This is a genomic window from Mesorhizobium sp. BR1-1-4 (genome assembly GCF_020165375.1).
GTDB lineage: Bacteria > Pseudomonadota > Alphaproteobacteria > Rhizobiales > Rhizobiaceae > Mesorhizobium > Mesorhizobium australicum.
Genome location: NZ_JAIUIB010000007.1, coordinates 340,794 through 354,832, shown reverse-complemented (window position 1 = coordinate 354,832; position 14,039 = coordinate 340,794). Strand labels below are relative to the sequence as shown.

At 64.8% G+C, this 14,039-nt stretch carries 9 protein-coding genes; all 9 read right to left on the bottom strand.

What is annotated here, in order from left to right; all coding sequences use genetic code 11:
* Positions 1-208: 208 nt before the first annotated feature.
* The 9 genes from LB571_RS18075 to LB571_RS18035 all read right to left on the bottom strand — a co-directional run bounded on the left by LB571_RS18075 (position 209) and on the right by LB571_RS18035 (position 14,031).
* Positions 209-1,723 carry an aldehyde dehydrogenase family protein gene (locus LB571_RS18075; RefSeq protein ID WP_015315948.1) on the bottom strand — a complete coding sequence of 505 codons (1,515 nt, stop codon included), beginning with the start codon at positions 1,721-1,723 and terminating at the stop codon, positions 209-211.
* A 200-nt stretch (positions 1,724-1,923) separates the two neighbouring features.
* Complete coding sequence (locus LB571_RS18070) at positions 1,924-3,198, bottom strand: RNA polymerase sigma factor (protein ID WP_224596484.1); 1,275 nt, start codon at positions 3,196-3,198, stop codon at positions 1,924-1,926.
* Entirely contained in the window at positions 3,195-3,569 is a 375-nt protein-coding gene (locus LB571_RS18065) for a YciI family protein (RefSeq protein ID WP_015315946.1), read from the bottom strand. The genes LB571_RS18070 and LB571_RS18065 overlap by 4 nt, the downstream gene beginning before the upstream one ends.
* An 83-nt stretch (positions 3,570-3,652) precedes the next feature.
* Complete coding sequence (locus tag LB571_RS18060) at positions 3,653-4,768, bottom strand: DNA topoisomerase IB (RefSeq protein ID WP_140661836.1); 1,116 nt, start codon at positions 4,766-4,768, stop codon at positions 3,653-3,655.
* 98 nt (positions 4,769-4,866) lie between these two features.
* Positions 4,867-5,805, bottom strand: coding sequence for a glycosyltransferase family 2 protein (locus LB571_RS18055; protein ID WP_140661835.1), 939 nt, complete (start codon positions 5,803-5,805; stop codon positions 4,867-4,869).
* A gap of 243 nt (positions 5,806-6,048) precedes the next feature.
* Positions 6,049-6,933: a transglutaminase domain-containing protein gene (locus LB571_RS18050; protein ID WP_224596480.1), complete on the bottom strand. Its 885-nt coding sequence runs from the start codon at positions 6,931-6,933 to the stop codon at positions 6,049-6,051.
* Positions 6,934-6,945: 12 nt separating this feature from the next.
* Positions 6,946-9,357: a circularly permuted type 2 ATP-grasp protein gene (locus LB571_RS18045; RefSeq protein ID WP_224596477.1), complete on the bottom strand. Its 2,412-nt coding sequence runs from the start codon at positions 9,355-9,357 to the stop codon at positions 6,946-6,948.
* A 6-nt stretch (positions 9,358-9,363) separates the two neighbouring features.
* Positions 9,364-12,723 carry a DUF2126 domain-containing protein gene (locus tag LB571_RS18040; RefSeq protein ID WP_224596474.1) on the bottom strand — a complete coding sequence of 1,120 codons (3,360 nt, stop codon included), beginning with the start codon at positions 12,721-12,723 and terminating at the stop codon, positions 9,364-9,366.
* A 114-nt stretch (positions 12,724-12,837) separates the two neighbouring features.
* Positions 12,838-14,031, bottom strand: a complete 1,194-nt coding sequence (locus LB571_RS18035; protein ID WP_140619487.1) for an acyl-CoA dehydrogenase — start codon at positions 14,029-14,031, stop codon at positions 12,838-12,840.
* Positions 14,032-14,039 lie beyond the last annotated feature (8 nt).

Sequence of the window (14,039 nt, the reverse complement as noted above, 5' to 3'; positions counted from 1 at the left end):
ACCGCGAAATCGCAAACACGTTCAGTCGCATAAAACAAAACCCCGCCTAAAATAGACGGGGTTTGTCAGCGATCTGAACCCGCCTTGCGGCGGGTCATCGGCGCATATCGGCACCATGTTAAAAATGGTAGCATAACTGCACTCGGCAATCAATCTCCGGTCGCAAACGGTTCGGGTGCGCAACGACACCCGAACCGGGCCAGCGTTCTCAATCGATGTCGAACGAGACGCCCTGGGCGAGCGGCAGCGCCTTGGAATAGTTCACGGTGTTGGTGGCGCGCCGCATATAGGCTTTCCACGCATCTGAACCGCTCTCGCGGCCGCCGCCGGTTTCCTTTTCGCCACCGAAAGCGCCCCCGATCTCCGCGCCGGAAGTACCGATATTGACGTTAGCGATGCCGCAATCCGAACCGTCGACACCGAGGAAGCGCTCGGATTCCTGCAGGTCGCGGGTGAAGATCGACGACGACAGGCCGGCGCCGACCGCGTTGTGCTCGTCGAGCACGGCGTCGAAATCGGAATACTTCATCACATAGAGGATCGGCGCGAAGGTCTCTTCCGTCACCGGTGCAACCTGCTTCGGCATTTCAACCAGCGCCGGGTGCACATAATAGGCATCGGGATGGCCGTTCTCGACCCGGCTGCCGCCAGTCACCTTGCCGCCATGCGCGGCCGCCTCCGTCAGCGCCTTCTGCATGGCGTCGAAGGCGGCCTTGTCGATCAGCGGACCGACCAGTGACGAGGTCTCCAGCGGATTGCCGACCGAGACGCTCTGATAAGCCTTCTTCAGCCGCGGCACCAAGGCGTCGTAGACGCTGTCATGGACGAACAGGCGGCGCAGCGTCGTGCAGCGCTGGCCGGCGGTGCCCATGGCGCCGAAGGCGATGGCGCGCAGCGCCATGTCGAGATCGGCCGTCGGGCAGACGATGCCGGCATTGTTGCCGCCCAGTTCCAGCACGGCGCGGGCGAAACGCTTGGCCAGGCGCGGACCGACATCCCGGCCCATGCGAGTCGAACCGGTGGCCGAAACCAGCGGCACCCTGGGATGGTCGACCAGGATCTCGCCGACCGCTCGGTCGCCGATCAGAACCGGTGCCAGTCCTTGCGGTGCGTCGGTGCCGAAGCGCTTGACCGCACGCTTGAAGATCGCCTCGCAGGCAAGCGCGGTCAGCGGCGTCTTCTCCGACGGCTTCCATACCACTGCATCGCCGCAAACCAGCGCCAGTGCGGCATTCCACGACCACACCGCGACCGGGAAGTTGAATGCGGAGATGACACCGACGACGCCAAGCGGATGCCAGGTTTCCATCATGCGGTGGCCCGGACGCTCGGTGGCGATGGTTAGGCCGTACAATTGCCGGGACAGACCAACGGCGAAATCGCAGATGTCGATCATCTCCTGCACTTCGCCGAGCCCTTCGGACGGGATCTTGCCGACCTCGATCGACACCAGCCGGCCAAGCTCGGCCTTGTGCGTGCGCAGTTCCTCGCCCAGCAGCCGCACCAGTTCGCCGCGCTTGGGACCCGGCACCAGCCGCCAGGACTGGAACGCCTTGTGGGCCGCATCGATGGTCTTTGCCGCGTCGGCCGGCGAGATCGTCTTCAGCGCCGCGATCCGCTCACCCGTCACCGGACTGCGCACGATCAGGTCGCCGCCGTCAAGCGCCTCCTTGGCCACGCCCAGTTTCGCCAGAAGCTCGGCCGTTTCCTTCGCTATCGTCATTTCTGTCCCTTTCAGAATCCCGCCGCTCATAGGGCGCGGGTCAACGCCTTGCGCCATGCCTTCCCGGCGCCGTCGCGGCTGGAAGGGGCTGTCATGGCGTGCCATTACCTGTTTCAGGGGAGAATCGCCACCCCGGCATGGTCCAAGCCCGGGCTGCACGATTGAGCCAGGCGATGCTCGGGCCGACCGGGCGTAGGGGCCTAGTTTGCCTTTTTCGCCGGCGTGCGTACGGCGCCGTCCTTGATCAGACGGTCGATATGCATGCGGATATGGGCAGCTTCCGCCGCCGTATTGGCGAGCGCGATGGCGCGGTCGAAGGCAATGCGTGCCTCCTCGCCCCGGTCGAGTTGCATCAACAGCCCGCCCTTGAGGCCGAAGAAATGGAAATAGCCCGAAAGCCTCGGCTCGAGCGGCTCGATCATCGCCAGCGCCGCTTCCGGTCCGCGCACCTTGGCGACCGCGACCGCACGGTTGAGCGTGATGACCGGCGACGGCTGCATCTGCTCGAGCAGGCCGTAGAGCAGGTCGATCTCCACCCAGTCGGTGTCCTCGGCTTTCTCGGCCCGCGCGTGGAGCGCTGCGATCGCCGCCTGGACTTGATAGGGACCTGGCTTGCGATGGCGCAGCGCCTTGTCGACGAGCGCCAGCCCTTCGTCGATCATCTTGCGGCTCCACAGGCTTCGATCCTGGTCCTCAAGCAGCACGATCTCGCCATCATCGTCAAAACGTGCCGGTGCGCGTGCGTGCTGCAGCAGAAGCAGCGCCGTCAGCCCCATGATCTCCGGCTCGGTCTGGAACAGCCGCAGCAGCAGCCGGGCAAGCCGGATCGCTTCCTCGCACAAGGGCGCGCGAGCCGGCGCCTCGCCGCTGTTGGTCGAATAGCCCTCGTTGAAGATCAGGTAGACCATGGACGCGACCGCAGCGAGCCGCTCGGAGCGCTCGACCGCGCCCGGCGTCTCGAACGGCACGCCAGCGTCCGCGATGCGCGCCTTGGCGCGGGTGATGCGCTGCTCCATCGCGCTCTCGCCGACCAGGAAGGCGCGCGCGATCTGCTTGACGGTGAGGCCGGAGACGACGCGCAGCGCCACCGCGATCTGCTGCGTTGTGGGCAAATCAGGGTGACAGCAGATGAACAGCAGCCGCAATATGTCGTCGCGGTAATGCGCTCCGTCCAGCCGCTCGGCGATGTCGCTTTCGGCGTCCTCCAGATCGGAAACCTGGTCCTCTTCCGGCATCGGCGCCTGCTTGGCACGCTTGCGCACCGCGTCGATGCCGCTGTTGCGGCCGACGAAGATCAACCAGGCCGCCGGATCGCGAGGCGGTCCGTTTTGCGGCCAGTTCTTCAGCGCCTTGAGGCAGGCGTCCTGGAAAGCTTCCTCCGCCGTGTCGAGATCGCGGAAATAGCGCAGCAGCGCGCCCATCGCCTGTGGGCGGGCAGCGCTGATCGCGGAGCTTATCCAGGCGAGTTCGGTCATGCCGGAACCCTGGTCGGATGGAACACCGATACCGGGCGGATTTCGTAGGAACCGCCGCTTGGGTTGACCTCGGAGAGCTCACGGGCGAATTCGACGGCCTCGTCGAGGTCGGCGCAATCGAGCGTGTAGAAACCGAGGAACTGTTCCTTGGTCTCGGCGAACGGCCCGTCGATGACCAGCGATTCACCTTTCACTTTCCGCAGCGTCGTTGCCGCCGTCGTCGGCAAAAGCCGCGCCACGGGCCCAAGCCGGCCGGCGTTGGCATACTTCTCCTGAACGCCGAGCAGGTCGGCCATGACCTTGTCGTCCTGTTCCTTGCTCCAGGAACAGACGACATCTTCGGAGGCGTAGCAGAGGATGGCGTAGAGCATGGACGGTCCTTTCTGTAGCAAAGGACGAAACAGTAGGGCCGATGCCGACATGGCGTCGATAAAAAAATCGAGACGCCGCGGATTCAGCGGCCGCCGATTGCCGCCGATCGGTCCTCCTGCGTCTTCAACCATCTCAACACGAGCGCTTCCTCCTCATCGAGGCCTTCGATGGATCGCTTGCGCTTGTTGGCTTCCGCCATTTCGGCAAGCAGTCGTCCTTCGCTCCAAGCCTTGAAGACCTGCGGATGGATATAGCATTGGCGGCAGACCGCGCGCGTATTGCCCAGCCGTTCGGCCACCTTGTCGATGACGTTGTTCATCACCCGTTTTTGCTGTGCCTGGCTCTCAGGCAGTTCCGTCTGTGCAAACAGCGACGCGGCGTGGATGGTGCCGCCCCATGTGCGGAAGTGCTTCGAACTGAACGCATCGCCGACCGCTTCGCGGATATAGTGGTTCACGTCGTCGGAGCGGACAGGGCGTCTGTTGCCGTCCTCGTCGAGATACTGGAACAGTTTCTGGCCCGGCAGGTCCTGCGCGCCCCGAACGATCCCCGCGATCCGGCGGTCAACCAGCTTCAATTTCCATTCCTTGCCGGACTTGCCCTTGAAGGCGAAGCGCAGGCTCGATCCCTTGATATCGACATGCCGGTCCCGCAAAGTCGTCAGGCCGAAGCTCTTGTTATCGCGGGCATAGGCGGCATTGCCGACGCGGATCATCGTGTTGTCGAGCAGCCAGACCACCGCGGCGGCGACGCGTTCGAGCGGCAGGCCGTGACGGCGCAGGTCGCTGTCGATCCTGCGCCGAAGGTCCGGCAGGCTTTCGGCGAAAGCCACGAGGCTCGAATATTTGGCGCCGTCGCGCTCCTCGGCCCATTGCGGATGATAGCGATACTGCTTGCGCCCCCGCTGATCCCTCCCGGTCGCCTGGATATGCCCGTTCGGATCGGGCGAAATCCAGACATCGGTCCAAGCCGGCGGTATGACGATCGCCGCGATGCGCGCTCTGTCGGCATCGGAGACCGCTTTCCCGTCCGGTGCCTTGTAAGCGAATCCCTTGCCTGCCTTCAGCCGGCGGATGCCGGGCTCGGCATCGCTGACATAGGTCAGCGCGGCATCCCTGGCGGAAATCTGTGCTCCATTCTTGGGTACGCTATCACCGTCGGCCAATCGGCTCCGCGACGATCCGGTTCTCTGCAGCATGTAAGCTCCACACGAAATATGCGTAGATAAGCTGCGGGCTGACCGCTGGTTCCACACCCCGCCTGGAAACAAGGCAATCCCGGTGGCGTCGGTCGGGCCTACAATGCGCGCTGCATCTGTGTCGGCGGAAGGGACAGCCGGCGGCGCGCCGCGAGTTTGAATTTGTAGCGCAGGCAGCGCCAGGCTTCCGAGCGCCGCTTCGGCGCCACTGAGGCTATTGCGAGAAAGCGCGCGGCCATGTCCAGGTCGCCTCGCGCATAATGGACACGGGCGATCTTGAGCGCGACGAGGCCCTCCCTTGCTTTCAGTGCCGAAATCGGGATGCCGCAATCGGTGAGCGTACGCAGCTCCCGGCGCCAGTCCAGGAAGCGCCGCACCGGGTTGACCGTGAAGCGATCGTCCGAACGCTCCGCTGAAACTTCGTAGATCATGACGGGGCGCTGAATCATGACCAGCGACGCCTTGCTCATCAGCCGCGCCCAGAACAGCGTGTCCTCGTCGAAGGCGAGCCCGACGGGGAACCGGGTCTCGCCGATGAGACGCCGGGAAGCCAGCACGCTGCCCACCGCCACCGAGCGTATATCCCCCTTCACGTAGGCGGAGGCGTTGGTGAGGCAGGCCGCGGTATAGCCGTTTGGCACCTTGATCTGCCGGTCCTGACCGTTCACCCTGCGCCGGAAGGCGCCGACGATCATGTCGGCCTTGGGCTGGCTTTCCGCCTGCGACAGCAAGGAGCTTAAGCCGCCCTGAAGGTGCAGGTCGTCGGCGTCGATCAGGTAGACCCACGGATGGGCTGCCTCATCAAGCGCCAGGTTACGGGCGCCGCCGGCGTCGCGGCAACTGGCGGGCAGCACACGCAAAGGCAGGGATGATTGCGCCGCGGCCTGCCGGGCTGCATCGGCCGTGCCATCGGTCGATTGATCGTCGACCAGCAGGACCTCGCCGATAAACCCGGCCTCTCCGCCAAGCGAGGCCAGCGTTTTAGCGATCGTTGCCGCCGCATTGTAGGCGGGTATGACGACGCTGACAGCTTTCAATGACAAACCTCATGCCTGTGCGCGGCAGCCTAAGACTATTCTCCCTTAAGGCGAATACAGACTAAGCACTTACAGGAAAAGTGTGAAACGGCTTTTCCGTCCGGAATTGCGCGAAATCAAAGACTTGGATCGGCTCGCCTTTTCCGTGAACCGGTGAGCTGCTCTAGTGACCGCATCGATGTTTGAGAAGTCTGCCCCATCCTTGTGAGAACTCGCGGCGCCGGCAAGTTAGTGCGCCCCGTTTCACGCCTTTTCGAGCACGACCGGGATGACGTCGACCGCCTGGTCGCCGACCTGTCCGCCAGTCGTCTTCAGCACGCCGACGATGGGCGCCACATCCGAATAGTCGCGCCCGTAACCAACGGTGATATGGTCGTTGGAGGCCCGCATGCCATTGGTCGGATCGAACTCCTGCCAGCCGGCATCACGCCCGCACCAGACCTTGACCCAGGCATGCATGGCATCCGCGCCTTCCAGCCGGGGCTTGCCTTTGGGCGGAATGGTGCGCAGGAAGCCACTGACATAGCCGGCCGGAATGCCAAGCCCGCGTAAGCCGGCGATCATGATGTGGGAGAAATCCTGACAGACGCCCCGCTTCAGCTGGAAGGCGTCGCTGGCCCGGGTCCGCACCGTGGTCGCCTCGTCATCGTATGTGAAATCGCGATGGATGCGATTGCACAGGTTCATCGCCGTCCCTGCGGCCGAGTTTCCGATGCTGCCTTGCGCGAATGCGGTGATCGCCGCATCGATGCCCGCATGGCTGCTGGCGGCCAGGAAATGGTGCGGCGAGGCAGGCGCAAGCGACCGCACGGCGGCCAGATCCTGTCGAAGGCGGCCGAGATCGGGCGACACGTCGAGCCCCGGCTCGGGCCGCGCCACCAACACACGCGCGCTCATCCTGATGTCGAGCGTGTCATGGGCGTCGCGAAACGCGATCGAAGTGACATTGTTGCCGAAGAAATCAGAAAAATCCGACCTTTCGTTGGGTGCCGGTGAAAAAGAAAGCGAAGCGGCGATGACACGCTGCACACCGTCAATGGTCGACGGCAGCACGCGCACCTGATGGCGTCCGCCGCCAGCAGCGGCAGCATAGTCGTAGTGGAGCAGAAGCCTGATGTCGTACAGCATGGCCATCTCTTTCTAGCCGAAATAGGCTTTGGCGAGGCTGCTGTAGAGCCCGCCTATTTCGCCCGCGAGATCGTTCAACGCCCTCACCGTCATGTCTGCCGGCTCCTTGATGGCGATGGACGTGTTGAGCTGCAGGATTTCCTTGGCCGCCGCCGACATGTGCCCCTCGCCGCCGGTCGCCGGCAACAGCCCTATCTCGGCTTTCAGCCTCTCCAATTGGAACAGGACGGAGCGTGGATTGAGCGGATCGAGCGCCAGGAGATCGATCACCGTGCGCCGGCCGGCCTGCACCGGATATTGCCGTCGATGGGTCATCACGCTGTCGCCGATCTCCAGCATCATGTCCAGCGCCCCGTCCGGCGCCTTGCTGCTGGTCACTCGGGCCAGAGTGCTGGCGATCTGGATGCCGCGCTCCAGCCGCCGGCCGATCTCGAGGAAACGCCAGCCAGCGAAGCGGTACATGTTCTCATGCAAAAGGCCCGAGAATCCGGCAAGCTTGCGCAGGATCACGGTCATGGCCCGCGTCGCATCGTCGCCGGGCGCCACGGTTGTGGCGAACTGATGGATCGTTTTTGACAAATCCTTGAGCGCCAGCCAGCCATCCGGCGAGAAACGATCGCGGATCTGGCCGGCGCTGTAGACCGCGCTGTCGAGCGTGCCGATCAGCCCTGGCGGGACCGCCGTTTCGACGTCGATGCCGAACGGTTCGAGATAGTCCCTGATATCGGCCAGCAGCGGCATGTCCGGATCGGACGTTTCGGCGAGCCGCACGTGATAGGCGCGCAGGATACGCACCGTGTCTTCCGAGCGTTCGATGTAGCGGCCGAGCCAGGTCAGGTTTTCCGCCGCGCGGCTGGGCAGGCTGCCGGGCCTGGTACGGTTGAAGCTGTCGCTCTCCTGCGGCAGCAGCGTCTCGCGCTCCACGGGTCTGTCGCTCACCACCCAGACATCAGCCGCCTGGCCGCCGCGCTGCATGGCGATCGCCGTCGGGTCGAGCGATAGGCCGACGCGCGCAAACCCGCCCGGCATCACCGTCCAGCCCTCGGGCGTACGCGCCAGATAGACGCGCAGGCTCGCCGGCCGCGGTTCCAGCCAGCCGCCGACATAGACCGGCGTCGTCGAAAGCGTCACCGCCTCCTGGCCGACGAAGGCCTCGCCGTCGCGTTCGATGCGCGCCACCAGTTCCGCCCGCTCCCCGACCGACAGCGCCGAGCCGAGCTTCGTCTGTCCGTCATCTTCGAAGGCAAGTCTTGTCGACAGCGCCGGGCCGACCACCATGCGGTCGATATTGGCGAGCACATGGGCGCGCTCCGTCTCCTGCCCGCACCACCATGTCGCCACACTGGGCAAAAGCAGCTCCTCGCCCCACAATTCGCGCGCGATCTTGGGCAGAAAGGCGAGCAGCGCGCGCGTCTCCATCAGGCCCGAGCCCAGCGCATTGACGGTGGACACCGTGCCTTGCCGGATCGCCTCGACCAGCCCCGGCGTACCGATCTGCGAATCCGGGCGCAGCTCGAGCGGATCGGCGAAGGCGGCATCGAGCCGCCGCCACAGCACGCTGATGGGCATCAGGCCGGACACGGTCCGCACCATCAGCCTGCCGCCGGAAACGGTCAGGTCCTCGCCTTCGAGCAGCATGATGCCGAGGTAGCGGGCGATATAGGCGTGTTCGTAATAGGTCTCGTTGAGTGGCCCCGGCGTCAGGATGGCGACGCGGCCGTCGCTCTCCTTTGCCATGCCGATCAGCGCATCGCGAAAGCGGCGGAAGAAGCCGGCGAGCCGGTGCACATGCATCTCGCCATAGATGTCGGACAAAGCGCGCGTGGTGGCGACCCGGTTTTCCAGCGCGAAGCCGGCGCCCGAAGGCGCCTGGGTGCGGTCGCCCAGCACCCACCAGCGGCCGTCCGGACCGCGGCCGAGTTCGAAGGCGCAGAAGTGCAGGAAATGCCCTCCGGCCGGCCTGGTGCCGACCACGGGCCGCAAATATTCAGGGCTCGCCGCGATCAGTCCTGCCGGCACGATGCCTTTTTCGATCAGCCGGTTCGGCCCATGGATATCGGCAACAATTTCCTCGAACAGTTCGGCGCGCTGCACCAGGCCGGCGCTGACCGCCTGCCACTCGCTGTCCTCGATGAGCAAGGGAATATGCGCCAGCGGCCATTCGCGCTCGTTGGCGCCCGCCTTGTCGTAGACGCGGTAATAGACACCGGCATCGCGCAGATACTGATCGGCGCGGGCGAAGCGCTGGCCGAGCTTTTCGGCCCCGAGGTCGTCGAGCGCTTCGACAAAATGCTTCCAGACCGGACGGGGATTGCCTGACGCGTCGACCATCTCGTCGACGACGCCGTCGATCGGCTGGTAGTGCTCCAGCAGGCTATGGGCCTGCGGCTTGCCGCGCACCCTTTTGTGATTCCCCTTTGCCATGTCAGATCACAGTCTTGGTGGACGCCTGAGGTCAAGGGTCATCGGGAAATCTTCCGCCGGCTGTTCCTCGCGCAACACATAGCCCGAGGGTGTGTGGCCGCGCGGTTCGAAGCGGGCGAGCCGCCGTGCCTCCGCCTCGTTGCCGTTGACGGGGAAAGTGTCGTAGCTGCGCCCGCCGGGATGCGCGACATGGTAGACGCAGCCGCCGATTGCCCGGCCGGACCAGCGGTCATAGATGTCGAACACCAGCGGCGTGTTGACCGGCAGCGCCGGATGCAGGCCCGAGGCCGGCTGCCAGGCCTTGAAGCGCACGCCGGCCACCGCGACCTCCCTGTTGTCGGTAATCCTCATCGGCACGATGCGGCCGTTGCAGACGATCGCATGACGCTCCGGGTTGAGGCCTTCGGTCCTGACCTGCAGCCGTTCGACCGATGAATCGACGAAGCGCACGGTGCCGCCGATCGCGCCCTGCTCGCCCATCACATGCCATGGTTCCAGCGCTTGCCTGAGCTCCAGCTTGATGCCGGCATGCTGCACCTCGCCGCAGAAGGGAAAGCGGAATTCGAGCTGGGCATCGAACCATTCGGGCCGGAATTCGAAACCATTGAGCTTGAGGTCGTCGAGCACGTCGAGAAAGTCCGCCCAGACATGGTGCGGCAGCATGAAGCGATCATGCAGCGAGGTGCCCCAGCGCGCGAAGCGCCCGTCGAGCGGGTTCTTCCACGCGCGGGCGATGATGGCCCGCACCAGCAATTGCTGCGCCAGAGACATGCGCGCATTGGGCGGCATCTCGAATCCGCGGAATTCGACAAGGCCAAGCCGGCCAGTCGGACCATCCGGGGAAAACAGCTTGTCGATGCAGATTTCCGAGCGATGCGTATTGCCGGTGACGTCGGTCAACAGGTTGCGGAACAACCGGTCGACCAGCCACGGCAAGGGTGCGGCACCCTGGTCGGGATGCGGCACCTGCGCCATCGCGATTTCAAGCTCGTAAAGAGAGTCGTGGCGCGCCTCGTCGAAGCGCGGCGCCTGGCTGGTCGGGCCGATGAACAGGCCGGAGAACAGATAGGACAGCGAGGGATGCCGCTGCCATTGCAGCACCAGGCTCTTCAGCAGGTCGGGCCGGCGCAGGAACGGGCTGTCATTGGGCGTGGCGCCGCCGACCACGACATGGTTGCCGCCTCCGGTGCCGGTGTGGCGGCCGTCGATCATGAACTTGTCGGCGCCAAGCCGCGTCTGCCGCGCCTCGTCGTAGATCGCCGTCGTTGTCGCCACGCAGTCCTGCCAGTTCGAGGCAGGGTGGATGTTGACCTCGATGACGCCGGGATCGGGTGCCACGCGGATGACGTTGAGGCGCGGGTCATGCGGTGGACCGTAGCCCTCGATGTGCACGGGAAGGCCAATCGCCCTTGCCGCGTTCTCGGCGGCGGCGACGAGTTCGAGATAGTCCTCGAGCGCCTCGACCGGCGGCATGAACACGCACAGCCTGCCGTCACGCGGTTCGACCGAAAGTGCCGTGCGCACCGCGCCGCCGATCTCGGTGATCTCCTGCTCGACGCGCTCCTGCTGGCCGGTCGTCGCCGTGAACGAGGCTGCCTGCTGGCGACGGGCCATTTCGTCGGCGCCTTCGAGTTCCGCAGGAGCGGCCGCTGGCAAGATCGCTTCGCGTACGGGCAACGGGCCACGCGGCAGCGACGGATCGACGGGCACGATGTAGGGGAATTGCGCCGGCGGCACATAGGGCAGCGTGCCCAACGGCAGGCGATAGCCGACCGGAGAATCACCCGGCACCAGGAACAGCCGGCCGCGCCGCGTCTTCCATTTCTCCGAGCGCCAGCGCGGATCGGAGGCCTGGCTGTTCCAGCGCTGCACCGGCAGCACATAGCCGGACGGCTTGGTCAGCCCGCGTTCGAAGACACGCGCCATGCGGCTGCGTTCCTCCGGATCTTCGAGTTTCGAATTCGACGGGTCGACATTGTCGGGCAGCTTGCCTTCCTTGAGCAGCCATTCGGCCGGATCCTCATAGGCTTCGCTGACCATGGACGTGTCGATGCCGAGTTCGCCGGCGATCGCCGTCAGCAGGCTTTCGGCTTGTTTCGGCCCGATATCAGCCGAACTATCTTCCCGCGCGATCAGCGACGGGTCGCTCCACACCGGCTCGCCGTCGGCGCGCCAAAAGAGCGAAAACGTCCAGCGTGGCAGGCTTTCACCGGGATACCACTTGCCTTGGCCGTAATGGAGAAAGCCGCCGGGCGCGAAACGCTCGCGCAGCCTGCGGATCAACGCATCGGCCTTTTCGCGCTTGGTTGGCCCAACGGCGGCGGTGTTCCATTCGGCGGCCTCGAAATCGTCGATCGACACGAAGGTCGGCTCGCCGCCCATGGTCAGCCGCACATCCCCGGCCGCGAGCGCGGCATCGACCTTGTTGCCGAGCGCGTCGAGCGCCTGCCAGCTCTCGTCGGAGAACGGCTTGGTGATGCGCGGATGCTCGGCGATGCGGTCGACCCGCATCTCGAAGCCGAACTCGACATTGGCGAAGCTCGCCATCCCGGAAATAGGCGCCGCATTGCGGAAATGCGGCGTCGCTGCCAGTGGCACATGGCTCTCGCCGGTGAGCAGGCCCGAGGTCGGATCGAAGCCGATCCAGCCGGCGCCAGGAAGATAGACCTCGCACCAGGCGTGCAGGTCGGTGAAATCGACCGCTGTCCCGGCCGGCCCATCCAGCGCGACAAGGTCGGGCTTGAGCTGGATCAGATACCCCGAGACGAAGCGCGCGGCGATGCCGAGATTGCGCAGGATCTGCACCAGGAGCCAGCTTGAATCGCGGCAGGAGCCCTTGGCCGCTGCCAGCGTTTCCTCCGGTGAGAAGACACCGGTTTCCATGCGCACGATATAGGTGATCTCGCGCTGCAGGCGGGCATTGAGATCGACGAGGAAATTGACCGTGTTGGGCGCGCTGCGGTCGACGGTTTTCAGAAACGCCTGGAGCAGCGGCCCGGCCGGCTCCGGCGTGCGGTAGGTGGCGAGGTCGTCACGGATCTCCTCGGGATAGTCGAACGGGAACGCCTCGGCCGACGGTTCGACGAAGAAGTCGAACGGATTGTAGACGGTCATGTCGGCGACGAGGTCGACCTCGATCTTCAGCTCCGTCACCGGCTCCGGAAAGACGAAACGGGCGAGGAAGTTGCCGTAAGGATCCTGCTGCAGATTGACGAAGTGGTTCGCCGGCTCGACCTTGAGCGAATGGCTCAACACCTTGGTGCGGGAATGCGGTGCCGGCTGCAGCCTGATGATTTGGGGCCCGAGAACCACCGGCCGGTCGTATTTATAGTGGGTCAGGTGGTAGACGGCTGCCAGAATTGCCATGGGGCCCCGGAGATCGGCGTTTCATCAGCCGAACCCTGACACATCTGGCCGCCATTCTCCAAGCGGATGTTGCGGTGCACCTAAATTAAAGAACCGCTTGCCGGCTTAAGTCGCTCAAAAGAACGCCTGTATTCCCGTTTGCGCCCGTCCCAGGATCAGCGCGTGCACGTCATGGGTGCCTTCGTAGGTGTTGACGGTTTCCAGGTTCTGCGCGTGGCGCATGACGTGATAGCCGATCTGGATCCCGTTGCCGCCATGCATGTCACGGGCCTGGCGGGCGATGTCGAGCGCCTTGCCGCAATTGTTGCGCTTGACGATCGAGATCATTTCCGGCGCCATCTTGCCTTCATCGAGCAGGCGCCCGACGCGCAAGGAGGCCTGTAGCCCCAGAGCGATCTCGGTCTGCATGTCGGCGAGCTTCTTCTGGTAGAGCTGCGTGCCGGCCAGCGGCTTGCCGAACTGCTTGCGGTCAAGCCCATATTGGCGAGCGCGATGCCAGCAATCTTCCGCCGCGCCCATCGAGCCCCATGAAATGCCGTAGCGGGCCCGGTTGAGGCAGCCGAAGGGTCCACCGAGGCCCTTGGCGTTGGGCAGCAGCGCGTCCTCGCCGACCTCGACGCCTTCCATCACCACTTCGCCGGTGATCGACGCGCGCAGCGACAGCTTGCCGCCGATCTTCGGCGCCGACAGCCCCTTCATGCCTTTCTCGAGCACGAAACCGCGGATCTCGTCCTTGCCGTTCTCCCCCTTCAACTTCGCCCATACGACGAACACGTCGGCGACCGGCGCGTTGGAAATCCACATCTTGGAGCCGGAGAGCTTGTAGCCGCTGGCGGTCTTTTCGGCGCGGGTCTTCATGCCGCCGGGGTCGGAGCCGGCATCCGGCTCGGTCAGACCGAAGCAGCCGATCCATTCGCCGCTGGCGAGCTTCGGCAGATACTTCCTGCGCTGTTCGTCCGAGCCATAGGCATGGATCGGGTACATCACCAGCGACGACTGCACCGACATCATCGAGCGATAGCCGGAATCGACGCGTTCGACTTCCCGCGCCACCAGCCCGTAGGTGACATAGCTGGCGGCGAGGCCACCGAACTCTTCCGGAATGTTGATGCCGAGCAGGCCGGCCTCGCCCATCTCGCGGAAGATCGCCGTGTCGAAGGTCTCGTTGAGATAGGCTTCCTCGATACGCGGCGCGAGCTTGTCGGCGGCAAAGGCGGCAGCGCCATCGCGCACCATGCGCTCGTCTTCCGAAAGCTGGTCCTCGATCAGGAACGGGTCTTCCCACACGAATGCATTCTTGTCGGCCATGGCTTCTC